This is a genomic window from Bacillus sp. AFS053548 (assembly GCF_002575105.1).
Classification (GTDB): Bacteria; Bacillota; Bacilli; order Bacillales; family Bacillaceae_G; genus Gottfriedia.
In genome coordinates, this window is sequence record NZ_NUHI01000012.1 from 1 (window position 1) to 16,525 (window position 16,525).

At 34.4% G+C, this 16,525-nt stretch carries 17 protein-coding genes; 3 read left to right on the plus strand and 14 right to left on the minus strand.

The annotated features are described in order from the left end of the window. Positions 1–128: 128 nt before the first annotated feature. The 13 genes from CN946_RS06380 to CN946_RS06445 form a co-directional block, all read right to left on the minus strand. Positions 129–446 (minus strand): DUF7716 domain-containing protein, encoded by a 318-nt coding sequence (locus CN946_RS06380; protein ID WP_098860378.1) that lies wholly within the window; start codon positions 444–446, stop codon positions 129–131. 159 nt (positions 447–605) lie between these two features. Beyond that, positions 606–1,043 carry a GNAT family N-acetyltransferase gene (locus CN946_RS06385; protein WP_098860379.1) on the minus strand — a complete coding sequence of 146 codons (438 nt, stop codon included), beginning with the start codon at positions 1,041–1,043 and terminating at the stop codon, positions 606–608. Between the two features lie 775 nt (positions 1,044–1,818). Continuing rightward, on the minus strand, positions 1,819–3,180 hold the full coding sequence (locus CN946_RS06390; RefSeq protein ID WP_098860380.1) for a sigma-54-dependent transcriptional regulator: 1,362 nt from the start codon (positions 3,178–3,180) through the stop codon (positions 1,819–1,821). Between the two features lie 20 nt (positions 3,181–3,200). Then, positions 3,201–5,276, minus strand: a complete 2,076-nt coding sequence (locus CN946_RS06395; protein ID WP_098860381.1) for a sensor histidine kinase — start codon at positions 5,274–5,276, stop codon at positions 3,201–3,203. Positions 5,277–5,393: 117 nt separating this feature from the next. Then, a complete protein-coding gene (locus CN946_RS06400) occupies positions 5,394–6,236 on the minus strand; it encodes a nitrilase-related carbon-nitrogen hydrolase (protein WP_176547232.1) in 843 nt (280 codons plus the stop codon). Between the two features lie 25 nt (positions 6,237–6,261). Next, on the minus strand, positions 6,262–7,614 hold the full coding sequence (locus CN946_RS06405; RefSeq protein WP_098860383.1) for a (Fe-S)-binding protein: 1,353 nt from the start codon (positions 7,612–7,614) through the stop codon (positions 6,262–6,264). 1 nt (position 7,615) lies between these two features. Then, a complete protein-coding gene (locus CN946_RS06410; RefSeq protein WP_098860490.1) occupies positions 7,616–9,010 on the minus strand; it encodes an FAD-binding oxidoreductase in 1,395 nt (464 codons plus the stop codon). Positions 9,011–9,034: 24 nt separating this feature from the next. Further along, the gene (locus tag CN946_RS06415) at positions 9,035–9,916 is read right to left on the minus strand and encodes a DUF6282 family protein (protein WP_098860384.1); all 882 of its coding nucleotides are present in this window, start codon (positions 9,914–9,916) and stop codon (positions 9,035–9,037) included. A 400-nt stretch (positions 9,917–10,316) separates the two neighbouring features. Continuing rightward, a complete protein-coding gene (locus tag CN946_RS06420; RefSeq protein WP_098860385.1) occupies positions 10,317–10,772 on the minus strand; it encodes a hypothetical protein in 456 nt (151 codons plus the stop codon). A gap of 17 nt (positions 10,773–10,789) precedes the next feature. Then, complete coding sequence (locus CN946_RS06425; RefSeq protein WP_218012642.1) at positions 10,790–11,236, minus strand: HYD1 signature containing ADP-ribosyltransferase family protein; 447 nt, start codon at positions 11,234–11,236, stop codon at positions 10,790–10,792. A 180-nt stretch (positions 11,237–11,416) separates the two neighbouring features. Next, positions 11,417–12,094 carry an RHS repeat domain-containing protein gene (locus CN946_RS06430; RefSeq protein ID WP_176547233.1) on the minus strand — a complete coding sequence of 226 codons (678 nt, stop codon included), beginning with the start codon at positions 12,092–12,094 and terminating at the stop codon, positions 11,417–11,419. A gap of 45 nt (positions 12,095–12,139) precedes the next feature. Beyond that, on the minus strand, positions 12,140–12,355 hold the full coding sequence (locus CN946_RS06435; protein WP_098860387.1) for a hypothetical protein: 216 nt from the start codon (positions 12,353–12,355) through the stop codon (positions 12,140–12,142). A gap of 395 nt (positions 12,356–12,750) precedes the next feature. Continuing rightward, on the minus strand, positions 12,751–13,557 hold the full coding sequence (locus tag CN946_RS06445; RefSeq protein ID WP_098860389.1) for a protein phosphatase 2C domain-containing protein: 807 nt from the start codon (positions 13,555–13,557) through the stop codon (positions 12,751–12,753). A 262-nt stretch (positions 13,558–13,819) separates the two neighbouring features. On the opposite strand from CN946_RS06445, the gene CN946_RS06450 reads away from it, so the two are divergent. Both CN946_RS06450 and CN946_RS06455 read left to right on the plus strand, forming a co-directional pair. Continuing rightward, entirely contained in the window at positions 13,820–14,932 is a 1,113-nt protein-coding gene (locus CN946_RS06450; protein ID WP_098860390.1) for a zinc dependent phospholipase C family protein, read from the plus strand. A 332-nt stretch (positions 14,933–15,264) separates the two neighbouring features. Beyond that, on the plus strand, positions 15,265–15,807 hold the full coding sequence (locus CN946_RS06455; RefSeq protein ID WP_098860391.1) for a DUF1003 domain-containing protein: 543 nt from the start codon (positions 15,265–15,267) through the stop codon (positions 15,805–15,807). A 145-nt stretch (positions 15,808–15,952) separates the two neighbouring features. Here CN946_RS06455 and CN946_RS23755 read toward each other — a convergent pair whose 3' ends face one another. Beyond that, positions 15,953–16,084, minus strand: coding sequence for a hypothetical protein (locus CN946_RS23755; protein WP_286133843.1), 132 nt, complete (start codon positions 16,082–16,084; stop codon positions 15,953–15,955). Between the two features lie 158 nt (positions 16,085–16,242). On the opposite strand from CN946_RS23755, the gene CN946_RS06460 reads away from it, so the two are divergent. Further along, positions 16,243–16,422, plus strand: coding sequence for a hypothetical protein (locus CN946_RS06460; RefSeq protein WP_098860392.1), 180 nt, complete (start codon positions 16,243–16,245; stop codon positions 16,420–16,422). The last annotated feature ends 103 nt before the right edge of the window (positions 16,423–16,525 follow it).

The following is a 16,525-nucleotide window of genomic DNA, read 5'->3' on the forward strand; positions in this document are numbered from 1 at the left end:
ATATAATAATATTACATTTCTTGTTTTAATTTTTTACCAATATCACCTATTTTTAGAGAAACTTATTCTGTGAGTTTCTCTCTTTTTTTACCCAACTAACGCTTGCGTTAGTTGTACAACAGTTCAGTTTAATTAAAAGAAATAAAAGCATCATTTTTAAAATAGTACAGAAATGCCTCAAATAAATCTATTTCAGAACAATCTGGTCTTTGTTGCTTAACATTGTCTACAATATCCTGAATATCCACCATATTAAGTACATAACAATAATTGTTTTGAGTAGCAAATTTAGGTATTTCTTCATTATCATCCAATTTGTCTAGATCAAATAAATAACAAGAAGAATTCAAATCCCATTTCTCTCCATTTGTTAAAAATAGAGAGTCGTTCCATTGGTAGTCACTTGCATTAATCAATATATCTCTTAGCTCCACTAAATTTTTCATGTTTTATTACCTCGTCATTGACCCTTCAATCACTTGTTTTTGTCACTTATTTATATAAAATTATACCATCTCTTATTGCACTAAACTGCCATTATGTTGAAAAGTAAAAAGCGATCTTCTATTGAAGAATCGCATCAGTTAGTGGAATAAATTATTTTCTTATAACTGCAAACTCATAGTGACTGTCCTAATGCTAAATCCCAATTTTTCATACAGTTTAATTGCTTGATTCCCTGCAAATGCACTTAAACGGATTTCTGAGTATCCATCTTGTTTTAGTTGTTCAATACCTGCTTTCATTAATAGTTTGGAAATCCCGCTCCCTCTAAATTCTTCTTTAACAAATAGTTCGTAAATAAATCCACTAATCATATCAGTAAATGGGTCTTTGTTTGTCCCTATAAGAATCCAGCCCATTAATTTATCGTTTTCAGTTGCTATTAAATAATAACTTCCCTTTTCCAAAAGTGGTTTAACAAGTTGGTCAATTTTTTCTTTCGTAGGTTCTACTTCACCTAACGTGCCATCATAAACAGCTTGTGGAGAAAGTAATAATACCTTTTTCAGTTCAAAATCGTTAGGTTTTCTAATTTCCATTAATTGAATCAGTCCTTTAATATTCTTTTCTTCAGTTTAGCATAATGTCCCCATTATTCTCTTCAAAAGGTTATGATTAACTTGAATTATTATTGTGCTAATCTGCAATTTAGTTGAACAAGATTGTTACCAATTTGAGTATTAATTCTATTGATCTATGTTCATGATAAAAGATAAAAAAGCCGACTTCCCAGGAATCGAAATCGACTAAAAAAATCATATATTTACGAATCTGAATTATCCTTATTTCAGCTAAAACAGTACTGTAACTAAATATTTCCAAATTGAAGTTTCGTTCAGTTTCTCCTCTTTAATAGACCTATATAACTATTTATTCTTTAAAATAGAACAAAAAAAGAATCAACTAAACTGTTGATCCTTTTGTTTTAACTAATTCATTTATTTAACCCCTGATTATCCGCGTTCTCTAAATTCAAAACATACTTAAATATTCTCTTAAATTATCTTCTACACAATCTATAACCAATTTCAAAAAATTCTCTGTTTTGCCGGTCATACTAGCAAGCTCTAAAGCTTCATAATAATGAATACGTTTAACTGGATCTGCTTTAATGATTGCTAGAGACCCCCAATCAATTATGAATATTCAATAGTTGAAATTATAGTCCACGGTCCTTATCAAACCATTCATCCGGATTTCATTCAGCAGAAAGACCACCTAAGCATTAATTTGAATGATATCTAGTACTATATGTGCATTTAAAAAAACTGATTCAAAAGGTCAAATTATTTAAACCCTTCAAATCAGCCTCCACTAAACTTTCTCAGAAAAATACTTATTCATCTTATATAAAAGACTTTGTCTAGATATCCCAAGTTTTCTTGCTGCTTTTGCAGGCTGACCTAGTGAATCATCAAGAGCTTTTAATATGTACTTTCTCTCGATTTGGTCTAAAATTTCTGGTAAAGGGAGATCGTCATTCACTGACTCAATTAAACTTTCATTCTTCATTTCACGTATTTCTCTTGGAAAGTCCTCAATTACAAGTCTTTCGCCGTTACATAAAACGACTGCCCTTTCAATTGCATTTTCTAGTTCACGTACATTTCCTTGCCAATGATAGTTCATTAAATAATTTAATAATTCTCGGTTAGCTTGGTAATTTTTTTGATGCTTGTTACGATACTTATCTAGAAATTTTTCTACTAAGAGTGGAATGTCTAACTTACGCTCCCGTAAAGGTGGAATATATAGGTCAACGATATTTAATCGATAATATAAATCTTCTCGAAACTTGCCTTCTTCTACTAATTTCTTTAAATCCCGATTCGTTGCACAAATAATTCGGACGTCAACAGTTCTAAGCAGATCGCTACCAACTCTCATAAACGTTTTATCCTGTGTGACTTGAAGAAGCTTTGCTTGGAAAGCAGGTGAAATCTCACCAATTTCATCTAAAAATATGGTCCCTCCATTTGCAGCTTCAAATTTTCCTTTTCTACTGGCGACAGCTCCTGTGAATGAGCCCTTTTCATGACCAAATAATTCACTCTCCAATAATGATTCTGGAATTGCTGCACAGTTTACTGGAACAAATGGTGCTTGTTTTCTACCACTTAGATTATGGATCATTTTAGCAATTTTTGTTTTTCCTGTTCCGCTTTCTCCTTGAATCATAATATTAGCTTCCGTATCGGAAACCCGTTCTACTAAGTTAATGATGTTTTTCATCTGAGGACTACTTGTTACAATTTCTCCATAAATTTCCGATTGTTGAAGCTGTTCTTTAAGCAGTTTATTTTCCTCTTTTACACCAAGCCATTCGAATGCCTTTTCAATTACAACGACCAATTCAGTTAATTTAACCGGTTTTACCATGTAGTCAAATGCGCCAGCTTTCATTGCTGAGACTGCATTGTCTACATTCCCAAAAGCCGTCATCATAATGTAAACCTTATTAGGATAAAGTCCAATAAATTCTTGTAAAAGCTCTAGGCCTGATACATCAGGGAGTTTCACATCTAAAAAGACTAAACTAGCGGAAACTTCAGCCATTTTTTTTCGAGCCTCTTGCCCATTCGCCGCCGTATAAACGGTATACCCCTGTTTGGAAAGCGAGGATTTTAAGATTTTTAAAATTTTCGATTCATCGTCTACAAGTAAAATATTTTTCATTAATCTATTACTCTCCTTTCCTATACAAATTTTGGGAGTTTTATCGTAAATATTGTTCCTCCCACATCTGATTGTGCATAAATTTCTCCACCAAATTGCGTCGTAATTTCATGGGCAATGGATAATCCGAGTCCTGTACCTTCCTTTTTCGTTGTATAAAATGGATCAAAAATCCAGTTAATTTCCGATTCTGGAATCCCGACACCTGTATCTTTAATTTCAATGGACCAAAAATTACTAGACTCCGACAACTTGATTGATAGGCTTCCACCATCTTCCATTGCATGTAAGCTATTAATTATAATGTTTAAAAATACTTGGCTTAACTTCCCTTGCGAAGCGAAAACGAAAGCTTCTTCCGTTTGGAATATTTTAGTAACGGAAATGCCTTGTTCGATCAATTTATTTTTTAATAGATTAAGAAGCTCATCAATGACAGCTGCTACATCTACCTTTTCCCAATCTTCTTCAATCTCACCTTTTGATAATTTTAAGAATTCAGATAATATTTTGTTTAGTCGATCTGTAGTTTCTAAAATATCATCTGACATTTCCTCTACAAAAGTAGGATCAGTTAAGTCTAATTGAATGGCTTCCGCTGCAGCTTGTATAATGCTTAACGGATTTTTAATTTCATGTGCAATTCCTGCAGTTAATTGTCCTAATGAAGCAAGCTTTTCACTTTGCTTTACGAACTCTTCCATTTTTTTATAATCACTAACATCCCTTAAAATCAAAATGGAACCAATCGTATTTTTCCATTCATCACTAAAGAATGAAGAATATATGCGGACGTCACGCTTATTGCCAAATTTATCATAAATATGACTTTCCATCTCGTTAATTTCAGTACCTTCTTTAATCGTTTTCCATGCCAAAAATTCGTCTTCATTCTTTTTAAAAGGCACATCAATAATATACTTACCTGTGACTTCCTCTCTAGAATGACTCGACAATTCCTCGGCTCCTTTATTAAAGGTAACGATTCTACCTTCATTATCCATCGTGATAATTCCGTAGGGGATCGATTCTACTATATTAAATAAATATCTCTCTTTATTTTTAAGCTCTGTCGCCATATTCCCCATCGTTGTTGCTAGGTTCTCAAGCTCGTCCCCTGTATGAAGAATCTCAAAATTATCCCTTTTTCCTTCAGAATATTCCTTTGCTTGTTTCGTTAATAAAGTGACAGGTTTAATAATGCGAAATGCTCCAAACATCGTTAATAAGAAAGTTAATAAAAGAACAACGAAAAAGCCTTGCAGTAAAAGTACTTGCACTTGATTTGCTGGAGCAAGTGCCTGATCAATCGATTCACCGATCATCAAACCCATTCCTCCTAAAGTCATTGGCTTGTAGGAAATAAGCATTTCTTTATTGAATAATTTTCCTTCCCAAATACCGCTTCGATATTTGCTAAGCTCTTTTCCTAAATGATGATTCGATAGTGATTCACCAATATTCTTTTCAGTCGTATCAGATATAATTGTTCCATTGCGATCGATTAATAGATTGATACCTTTTGAACCAATTTTGCCCTCTGAAAGATAGTCTGATAGCGTACTCAAATTCACATAAGCAATAACCGCTCCATGATAATTTAATTTATCGTCAAGAATTGGATAAGCAACCGCAAATGTTTTCCTTCCATCATCTAAGGTTAAAAGATTCGAAATGTAGAAGGTTTTACTCCATTCTAATCGTTTAACAATACTATTGATTTCAACCGTATATGAATTATTAACATTTGGGATTGTCGTGATTGAATATCCGTTTTGATCGAGCACATCAATAAATAAATAGAGTGGATTTTTAGAGACGACATGATTCATTTCTCCCTGATAGGAAAGCGTATTTTCCTTCTTTGCGAATTCGGTGATCACACGGGTATCATTTATCATTTTGTCGATCATGAAACTTGTCTTCGTAGCAATTGTCTTACTCATTAATTGGTTCCGGTACTTAATCTCAGACCGGACCGAATTATTTAATACATTCGTCGTTATATAATAAATGGAGGCTAATGAGGTAAAAACTACAATAAATGTAAGTAGGACATATCTTTTCGTAATTCTAGATTGCAATAATTGTTTCAAGTTCAATACCTCCATTGGAAGTTCTCTATTTCATTATATATTTTTAGAAAATTCGTGTAAATTATTATTAGAGAAAAACAAAATGCCCTCTCTACCTAAAAGGAGGGCATTTCCTTTTCATCGAAACTGCAACTCGGCAATTTCTTGATAATGCTTCATCGTTACATGAGAATCCTCATCTCTTATGACAGGAAGCAACGTTCTTACTTCTCTAACTAAACTCGAATCGATTTCACATATTTGAACTGACGGTTCGCCATATGGACATTGAGCAATTATTTTGCCATATGGATTAAAAACCTTCGAATTTCCATAAAATGAAATTCCGTTTTCCTCTCCAACTCGATTCACTAATACAACATAACAGCCATAAATACTTGCATAAAACTTCCCTACGGTTTCCCAACCTTCAGAACTAGAATACTGACTGCCAAGGCCACCAGCTGGACTATTAATTAATCCAATTAGTAGGGATGTATGATGATGGGCTGCAATATGAGGTAGTGACGGTTGCCATAAGTCATTACAAATTAACATCGCAGAATTAAAGGAATTGATTTTTTGTGTAATTACTTTTTTTCCTTTTGAAAAATATTTACCTTCTTCAAAAATCCCATAATTAGCCGGATATACTTTTCGTTGAACAGAAGTGACCTGACCATTTTGGATCATGATTGCCGAATTGTAAATTTGATCTCCTAGGCCTTCTTCCACAAAACCGAAAACTACACTCATGCCAAACTCTCTCGATGCTCGGCAAACCTTTTTTATTTCGTTTGAATCTGTTGTTAACGCTACATCGAATAATTGACCTTTTAAGTCATACCCTGTTAACGATAACTCTGGAAAAACTAGTAAATCTGTTTTCCCCTGATATTTCTCCATAAGATTAATCATTTCTGATAAATTCGCTTCAATATCACCAAAAACTGGTGCAACTTGGGCTATTCCTACTTTCATATAACTCTCCTTTTCAATCAAACTTTTAAGAGATTCCACATGCTTCAGCCAGTACATCTACTAAATGCACTCCTTGAACATGAGAACTACAGCCCTTTCTTTCAATCCCAACTCGCATTTGCAGTAAGCACCCTGGATTTGTGGTGACTACAGTTGCTGCTTTCGTCTTTTCCACATTTTCCATTTTTCGATCTAGGATTTTCATTGATTCTTCAAAGTGTAAAAGATTATAAATTCCACCTGAGGCGCAACAGCTATCACTACAAGATAATTCAACAAAGTCAGCTCCAGGGATTGAACATAATAAGGTCCTTGGTTCTTGTTGGACTTCTTGAACATTTCGTAAATGACATGAATCCTGGTACGTAATGACACCTTTCCATTCTTTCTTAAATGGAAGTGGTCCGTATTCTACAAGTACTTCACTTATATCTTTGGAAGTCGAAGCAAAGTTCTTAGCACGCTCTGCCCACTCTTCTTCATTTCTTAAAAGATGGTCGTATTCTTTTAACTGAGCTCCGCAACCACCAGCATTATTAATAAAATATGTTGCGTTTGCTTCCTCAAAAGCAATAATATTCCTTTTCGCCATTTCTTTAGCCTGATCTGTCATCCCTTGGTGTGCATGAAGTGCTCCACAGCAATTTTGAGAGTCTGGAATAATAACTTCGCATCCCACTAAAGTTAGTAGCTCAATCGTTAATCGATTCGTTCGATTTAAGATGGCATCGGATATACAGCCTGTAAAAAACGCGACCCTTGTTTTCGTTTCACCTTTTGCAGGAATGACAGTACCATACTTATTACGTTTTAATGGAGATTCGATCACTGGTAGAACGCTTTCAAATTGTGCCATTGGTTCTGAAATCTTGGAAAGAATCTTCGTCTTTTTCACAATTTTTCTCATTCCAGATTTTTGATAAAACCACGTTAAATTACCTAAGAATCTCATGCGTTTCGGATATGGAAATACTTTTGATAATAATAATTGCTTTACTTTATCATTCCTCGTTTTCTCATTTTTTTTCATTTGCTCCTCAGCAATGACCTCTTTTGCAGATTCTAGAATATGCCCGTAAGGAACACTTACAGGACAGGCTGTTTCACAAGCTCTGCATCCTAAGCATAGATCAATCGGTTCAGCTAAATGCTTGGAAACATCGATTTTACCTTCAGCCGCCATTTTGACGAGGTTAATTCTTCCCCTCGGAGAAGCCGATTCTTTCCCCATTGATTCATAAGTCGGACAGGCGGGTAAACAATAACCGCACTGAATACATTGATTGGTCGCTTCATATGCTAAATCAAATAATCGATGACCTTTTTTAGGTTCGACTTCGATCGACTTTACTAATTCCTTTAAAGGAGGAGGATTCATACTAGACGAGCACCACCTTTGTTTGCCCTGCTTTTGGAAAAATCTTTCCTGGATTTAGGATCTGGTTAGGGTCCCAAGCATTTTTAATTTTTTTCATTAAATCTAGACCATCTACTCCAAGCTCCATCTCCATATAAGGTGCCTTCAACGTACCAATTCCGTGTTCACCTGAAAGTGTGCCACCTAAGGATACTGCTGCTTCAAAGATCTCACTAACCGCATCTTCTACTCGTTTCATTTCCGCAATATTTCGTTTATCCGTAATAATATTCGGATGTAAGTTCCCATCACCCGCGTGACCAAATACAACTAAATTGAGCTCATATTTCCTACGAATTTGATCCAGTTTTTCCATCATAGCTGGGATTTGGCTTCGAGGGACAGTCGCATCTTCTGAAATTTTCGTCGGCCCCATTTGTGTGATCGCAGGAGATACCATTCGGCGTGCTTTCCAAATGTCATCCCTTTCTTCATCGGTTTTAGCCGTTCGAACACTCGTTGCACCAACACTCCAGCAAAGTTCTTCACATATTTCAATTTCTTCTTCAATCGCCAAAGGATGCCCATCTACTTCAATAATGACAAGTGCCTCCGCATCAACTGGAAGCCCGCATGGACTGAAATTTTCAACTGCTCTTATACATGCGTTATCCATTAATTCCATCGCAGCTGGTAAAATACCAGATGATAAAATTTTTGTGATGGCATACCCTGAATCAACTAATTGACTAAATGTCGCTAATAACGTTTTCCGTGCGAGTGGCTTTGGAATTAACCTTAAAGTCGCTTCCGTAACGATCGCCAATGTCCCTTCAGAGCCTACTATTAATCTAGTTAAGTCATAACCTGTCACATTCTTTACTGTTTTCCCACCAGTTCGAACGATTTTCCCTTCTGGTGTAACGATTTCTAAGCCAATGACATATTCCTTTGTCGTTCCATACTTTAGCCCTTTTGGTCCACTCGAATTCTCTGAAATATTTCCGCCAATAGTGGATATTTTCGAGCTACTTGGATCAGGCGCATAAAACAATCCCACTTCTTCCGCTTTTTGATGAATTTCTCCTGTCGTGATTCCCGGAGATACGATTGCTAATAGATTCTCACGGTCTATTATTAACTTTCGATTCATTCTAGTCATATCTAAAACAATACCGCCTTCAACAGGCAAAGGTCCTCCGCTTAAGGAAGTCGCAGAACCTCTTGGATAAACCGGAATGCGATACTTGTTTGCTATTTTCATAATTTCACTAATTTGCTCAGCATTTTCAGGTTGAATCGCTAACTCAGGTAAATACTCACCAAATGAAGCATCATAACTGTAAGAATATAACTCTGCCAGGTCGGTCAGTATCCGATCAGACGGGATAAATTGTTCAATCTCTTTTACAATCATTTCATCCAATTCGATTCTCCCTTTCTAAATCCCTAACAGCTTTTTAGGTTTGTAATTTACCATCGTCAAGATTTCCTCTTCAGTGATTCCATGTCTTAACATATCTTCAATAAAATTACTTAATGCCTTAATTGGCGGGATATTGTGCTGCTGTCCATAGTCGGTAACCATTACACATGACTCGGCTCCTAACTGTTTAATACTCTCGGCCATTCCTTGCGTACTAATATCATTAAAATCTTCACTACTTGCTAAATAACATTTTTCAAGAATGCAGCCTTTTTTCACTAATTGTTTTTCGTATTCAAAAGGAACTCTCGCAATACCAAGATCTGTATGTTGGATTAAGATTTTCTCTACTTTTCGATCTTTCGCCGCATCAACCAATGCAAGAACTTCTTCCACTTCCAAATGTCCAGTAGCTAAAATAACATTCGCTTCCGCTACTAACTCTAAAATCTCATAAACCTCTGGATAGATGTTTCGATCCTCATCCCAGATCTCAATTCCAGCCGTTGGATGAGTCAATGCACGTTTACTATTGAAGAAATTCGATTTTTTCTTACCGAAGAATCGCTGATGCTGCTCCGCTGAAAAAGTAGGCATCCAAATAACTTTAGCTCCTAAACGAATCGCCGCGTCTACCGCTGTAGGAGATAGACCTCCAGTAAAGTAGTTGCAAACTAAACCACCGTACACATGTAATCCAGGTTCCTTTTCACGAATAAGAGTTGCGCGATCTGCAGTTTGAGCCTCGTGAGCTTTTAAAACTACACCTGCCATTCCTGCTTTTTTCACATCTTCTACAAGTTCCCAGTCTGTTTGTTTTCTTGGGAATAAACTTGGGGAACTATGAACATGTAATTCTATTGCACCTTTTAGTAGGGGGTGGAATTCTTGGGTCAATTTTGGTCACTCCTTAATAAATTTGGGTTTTATTGATTTATTAAGCAATATTTGTGCCAATTCTTCTTTAGGGTTAGTTTGAATGAAAACGATTAAAAACCCCCATATATTGATTCACAAGGGTTTAATTTTATAATTTAATTTTAAATTATTTTTATAAACTAAAAAATGTTAGAGTGAAGTGTAAAAAAATATATCAAATGTGCAATATTTTTTTACACTTTTGTGATAAGTACTATTAAATATTTTCATCATTAACTTACATGTTCGTATTCGTTGTAATATGGATCAGCCCATAGTGCTTTTATCTCCTCTCATGTTTAAAGGAAAAACAGAGTAGTTTTCATCGTAAAAAACCTTGATCAGCATAGGCCGACCAAGGTTGCATTACACTTTAGTTTTAATCAATATTTATATCAGATATTTTTAGCCACATATTTATTTCATCATAGCCTACTACTCTACCCTTAACCCATTGATCATAACTTAAATCACATTCACCCATATAAATTCCAAACAAATCTTCTACTTTTAATAACCATCCAATGGGATAATTAAAAGCTACTTTAAAACGCAATTCTTTTCCAATTGGGTATTTTTTCTTTTGACATTCCCAAAATTCCCTTTTTACTAATGTAGCCTTATACCACTTTTCCTCAAATTCGTGATGTGTAATTATTTTTAAAGTACCATCCATTTCATTTTCATCTATAGGTCCCTCAGCTAAACAATCTTCCCAACATGAAACATGAACATTTTTATCATTATCTATAACAATTTGTCTTGATGCATAGCCATCTGTACCTACTTCAATCCAAAACTCTTCTTCTTCAAAAATAATTAAAATATATTTCATATTTTTATATCACCTCACTATTTCACGCCAACTTTTCCAGATCTAACTATTCTTCCAGCTAAATCTAATGGTGTTTCGTTTGGTATTACAAAAACACCATCTCGCCCTTGTATTACTTCCAAACCAGTTACATCAATTTCCACGTAATGAGTATATTTATACTTATTTGGAACATTTATAAATTTTTTTGCGAGTTGTGCGGGAGTTTTTGTTTCTGGCGCAATGTCAGATAAATACTGACCATTACCATATCTTACATCTTTAGGATTATTTGTTTTTAATGATGGATTTAATTGATTTGAATCAATTATTCCATTTGCTCCTTTCTCATTTGTATAATGATATAAGGAATGTTTACCAGTATCGTTAGAAACAGACTTTCCGTCTATCCGTAACATTGATCCAATATTATCACCAGCAACCGCATGCTGTGTTTTACTTTCTACAAGCCTTGGCTGTTTCACATCTCTAGCAGGTTTAGGAGATGGTATGGATTTAGGTTTAGGCTTAGCTGTTACACGACTTACTTTATAAGCTGCCTTGTTTTCTACTTTAGGCGTACTCCTAATTGAAGAAGCATGTACTGTTTTTGGTTTCTTATTTACTTTTGATGCAATTTTTTTAGCAGAGGAACGAACTACTTTTTAAGCTCTCGAAACGGCTTTACTTACTTTATAAGCCTTAACTGCTTTTCTTGTCCCCTTAATCGCAGCTTTTGCAACTTTGGAAACAATTCCGCCTCCTGGTATAAAGTTAGATGCAATACTTACAGCTGCTCCAGCTTTATAATACCATTTTGTTTTCTTGCTTGTTAAGGTTTTAATGTCATCCCCAATCGCAAAATTGTAAGCTGCCTTTGCACCTTTTTTTACACCTTTTGAAAGCTTCTTCAACCATTTTGGTAAATAACCGTCTGGATCAATATTATTTACTGGATCTGCTTCAGCATACAAGTATCGGTTAAAGGAGATCGGATTGTTATCTTCACCTTCATATTCATCCGCAACAATGTATCTACCAATCTTTGAATCATAATCTCGCCAGCCCATAAAATAATGATTCGTATCTTTGTCATATTGAACACCAAATTTTCCAACGTATCGATATGGGTTTGCATTTGCAATTTCTAAACCGATTTCAGTAGGTGCATCAATTTTTTCAAGATTCCCCCACTCATCATAAGTATAGCGTACAATAACTTCTTGTAGCTCATCTGTAATGGCAACTATGTCTCCTCTTTGATTGTAAACATAGTCATACCTTTGTCCTTTGTATTCAAAGTTTAATAACTGACCAGATGCATCTCGATAGAAGTTTAACAAATTATCAATTGAAGAAGATTGTCCAATTTGTTCTGAGATACTTACTCAATCACCATTCGAATCATAGTAATAATATTCAGTACGGTCACCCTCAGAGTTAGTAACCTTTTTAGATGTTCGATTGTCTTCACTATCATAAGTGAATTCCACTTTTTCAACAACGGAACCACCTTTTTTAGATATAATACTTAATAATAGATTAATAGAACCATAGTTATACTCTTTTTCCACATCAATTGCAGCTTTTGAGTTAAAATACAAAAAAAGAAAAACCCTAGTTAAACTTATCTCTAACTAAGGTTTTCTCTTTTCTTAATACCTTTTTCACCTTTAAATTTCCAAACATAATAAATAATCCAAGCAATAATAATGGGTATGTACAAGAGATACCTATATTGATTATCTAATATATAAAATAAAATAAAAACAATTAAAAATGTCGGAATCATTACTATTACATACTTTTTAATATCCATTAAATATCACTCCTCTTTAATCTCCTCAACTAAATGAGAATTGTTCCTCATAACCGTTTCGAAACATAACTCACGCAAACTACCATCACTTGTATACTAACATTAGTTTGATAAGCATTGCTTTTATATTTGTTACAATATTAATACATAAAAAAAGATACCCAAATATGGCATCTAAAATTAAAACCGAACTAATATCCCAGTCTTATCATCAGAATGAATCTTACTTTTCAACTCTTCCATTTCTAATCGTTTTGAATATTCTTCCAAACCAATCTCTTTAATTACTTTAAAAGAATGGATCAAATCAAATTTCGGGTGAAATAAGCCATCACTGATTAGTAAAATTGAGTTCAAATTTTTAGTATCAATATATCCCAATTGAATGTAGTTTCCGACAACTTCAGTTCCATTTGCAACTGAGTAACCATCAACTGTATTAGCCATACTTCGATTATAAATAAGTTGATTTTTAATAGAATGGTAGTACGATTCATCTGGTAAAATCAGCCCTTGCTTCCGCTCTTTTTCTCGTCTCATTTTTGCCCTTGTACTTATTTCCTTCACAGTATCTTTAGTCAGTATTTTAATTTCTCCATTATGGTATTCTGCTAAAATCATGCAATCCCCAAGTTGAGCAAATGCTACCTTTTGCTTATCAATTTTTATAATGGCAACACATGTTGACCATAGTTCTTCTGGACGGTTTATGTCTATTTTATTTAACTTCATTTCTTCCATCAGTCTTCTATTTGCTAAAATAATTCCTTCTGATAGAGTCATATCAGTTCTAAAATGATTTTTAAAATACTTCCTAAATAAATTCGAAGCAATATATGCCCCATTCATGCCATCAGGATTCTTAAATGGAGTAATTGGCGTTGCTCCATCAAAAACCCCGTATACATTTATTTCATTGTTTACTACCATTGCATCCTCGGATACTTTTTTTGATAGAGATACTCTAGAACTAGTACTAATCTCCATATTTTTCTCACCACCAAACAAATGAATTTGCAGGTCTTTAAATTAATATGGAACACAAAAAGGATTATGTACTTTTTCTGTATAAATCCTAAAAATTTGGCTCTGTTAAAAAAACTATAGAACTAATTGCTTCCCGAATTGGTAAATAGTTTCCAAAATTTAACAAATTTTCACACAATAGAAACATCTCGTTAACAAAAACTTATTATACTTAAACATTGTTGCTTGTAAGACAACAAAAAACAAAAAAAGAAGGTGTATCATGAAAAAACGTATTCAATCAAAAAAGCTATTATCATTAGTTGCTGGAAGTGCACTTGCAATCACATCATTACTCAGCAATGATCAGAAAGCATTCGCATGGTCTGACGAGGATGTTCACAATCAAGATCATAGTACACATCATTTTATCGTAAATGGCAGTGTCAAACTTATTGCCGATAATACGAATCCTGCAATAAACAAGCCTACAACACTGCTTAATCAGTTTCGCGATCGTTGGGAACAGGGCTTATACGATGCAGATCATATTAACCCTTTTTATGATACGGGCACATTTATGTCTCACTTTTATGATCCAGACACACAAACAAATTATACGGGAGTTTCTTATCCAACAGCTCGTCAATCAGGAGCGAAGTATTTTAATCTAGCATCAGATTATTATAAGAAAGGCGATTTTAACAATGCATTTTACTACTTGGGAGTATCTTTGCACTATTTTACAGATGTAACACAGCCTCTACATGCTTCAAGTATTTCCAATCTTGATCATAACGCACCTGGCTATCATTCGAAGTTTGAAACTTATGCCGAAAGTATTCAAAATCAAATGACACTACCAGATTCAGGTCTATATAATTGGATCGCTTCAACTGATCCTGGAGCATGGATTCATCAAGCTGCGGTACAAGCAAAATCCGTTTTACCTCAAATTTGGAATGATACGATCATTAATTGGTTCTGGCAAGCAGCTTATAGTAATTATTATTCTTCCATGTGGAAAAACGAGGTTAAAAATCCGACTCTTGTTCAGTTAAATCAAGCAGAACGAGAGACTGCTGGATTCATAGATCTGTTTTTTCGCGTAAACGGTGTAGATATGCCTGTGACGGTATATAAGGAAAATGCTTTTGGTGGTGCATCAGAATTACTTGGATCTGGTAATTATGATTACGATCAGCTTATAAAAGGTATTGGAAATGATACTATTTCTTCGATTCATATTGCACCGGGCTATCAAGTCACTTTATTTTCCGATGCAAATTATAAAGGAGCGTCGATTGTTCTTACAGATGATGTAAATGATTTAGGTAACTTTAATCATCAAGTATCAAGCTTAAAAATCGTGAAGATCTCAGCAATTTCTAAGTAATCTAAAGATAAAGGGAAAGCTGGAAGTTATAGAGGTTCAAATGCAACTAACAAATAATACATAAGATTATATAAAGGAAAATAATAAATTATTTAAAAATAGTATAGTCCTATCGGATAAGTCGTCATATAATAGTAAAGGTATTATTTATACGAAAAAAGTGAGGTGGAACATTTTTATGGGTAGTCCCAGTATAGGTGAGTCGGATAATTTACCGACGACATCAGAGGAAGTCATACAATTGAATATCCGAGGAAGATTACATCATAAAAATGTAATCCAACTTTTATAAGCTTTTGAAGGCTTCCTCTAGAAAAGAGGAGGTTGGAAACATGGTACACAACATTTGGAAGCAAATTTACGTTAAAAAACAAGTTGAGAAACCAAAAAAAATTCAAGGGTTTGATATTGATTTAAACCATGAAAACTTATCACGAATTGACCGATTAGTGGATCGTTATGAGTCAGAAATTCTGCAACATTTAAATAGTGATTACACCCAACGAACAAAATTGTCTGAAAGAATCGCTGATAAAATTGCGCAATTTGGTGGTAGTTGGAAATTTATTATTTGGTTTAGTTGTACACTTGCTGCCTGGATGATTTGGAATAGCTTATCCTTCACGAAAGCTTTTCATTTTGACTCTGCACCGTTTATCTTGTTGAACTTATGTCTATCATTTATTGCAGCATTTCAAGCACCAGTCATTATGATGAGTCAAAACCGTCAGGCAGTACGCGATAAGCATGAATCCGTTATCGATTTCGCAATTAATTATAAAGCCGAACAAGAGATTGGCGACATGCAAAGCCGTCTAACCAGCATTGAAAATCAATTAGCAGAGATTAGAGATCTACTTAAGCAAAAAAATTGAAGATATTTTGATAAAGGATCTTACTAGTGTTATTATCCCCTTATAGTAGACAGTCAAAAAAAGGATCGTACCGTCTATTATGGAGGGGATTTTTTTTATGGGGAAAATTAGAAAAACTTATTCTAAAGAAACTAAGTCCATAACCTTATGAAGCACCCAACATAAACTTAGATAATGTTGCCAAAGCACCAATTCGCACAAGCATGATATCCCACATCGGTAATTGCGCCGAATGCGGAACCCTTGATAGTGAGTAATAATCTCCAACATTTGCCAAAACAGCCCGTCCATTATGCATTGGAACGACAAAGCTTGGATCTACAATCTTTTGTAAATTTTGTGTAATCTTGCTTCTTTCATAATGAAATTTGATTTATTTTTCAATATTAGTGATATACTTAAATTATTAAATCCCTATTATAGGAGGAATGAAAAATGAACGAACAAGAATTAAAAGAATATCGTACAAATGTCATTTCATCACTAGAGGAAGAAATCACTCACTACCAAAACTTAATCAAACTAACAAGACACAGCAGACTGAAAGAAAGCCATACATATAATCTTAAATTCATGCAAGAATTATTGGACGCTGAAAAAGCTGATCAAAAATAATTATGAGGTACCTTCTATTTGGAAGGTGCCTTTTTTGATGATGGGAAACTAGTTATTTTCATTTTTTTGCGTTTAGTCCGATTTCATCTTTAATTAAGCCATG

What these genes read in the sequence shown, in the direction of transcription:
- CN946_RS06380 (WP_098860378.1), bottom strand. Translation starts at nt 446, where the DNA reads ATGAAAAATTTAGTGGAGCTAAGAGATATATTGATTAATGCAAGTGAC.
- CN946_RS06385 (WP_098860379.1), bottom strand. Translation starts at nt 1,043, where the DNA reads ATGGAAATTAGAAAACCTAACGATTTTGAACTGAAAAAGGTATTATTA.
- CN946_RS06390 (WP_098860380.1), bottom strand. Translation starts at nt 3,180, where the DNA reads ATGAAAAATATTTTACTTGTAGACGATGAATCGAAAATTTTAAAAATC.
- CN946_RS06400 (WP_176547232.1), bottom strand. Translation starts at nt 6,236, where the DNA reads ATGAAAGTAGGAATAGCCCAAGTTGCACCAGTTTTTGGTGATATTGAA.
- CN946_RS06405 (WP_098860383.1), bottom strand. Translation starts at nt 7,614, where the DNA reads ATGAATCCTCCTCCTTTAAAGGAATTAGTAAAGTCGATCGAAGTCGAA.
- CN946_RS06410 (WP_098860490.1), bottom strand. Translation starts at nt 9,010, where the DNA reads ATGATTGTAAAAGAGATTGAACAATTTATCCCGTCTGATCGGATACTG.
- CN946_RS06420 (WP_098860385.1), bottom strand. Translation starts at nt 10,772, where the DNA reads ATGAAATATATTTTAATTATTTTTGAAGAAGAAGAGTTTTGGATTGAA.
- CN946_RS06445 (WP_098860389.1), bottom strand. Translation starts at nt 13,557, where the DNA reads ATGGAGATTAGTACTAGTTCTAGAGTATCTCTATCAAAAAAAGTATCC.
- CN946_RS06450 (WP_098860390.1), top strand. Translation starts at nt 13,820, where the DNA reads ATGAAAAAACGTATTCAATCAAAAAAGCTATTATCATTAGTTGCTGGA.
- CN946_RS06455 (WP_098860391.1), top strand. Translation starts at nt 15,265, where the DNA reads ATGGTACACAACATTTGGAAGCAAATTTACGTTAAAAAACAAGTTGAG.
- CN946_RS06460 (WP_098860392.1), top strand. Translation starts at nt 16,243, where the DNA reads ATGAACGAACAAGAATTAAAAGAATATCGTACAAATGTCATTTCATCA.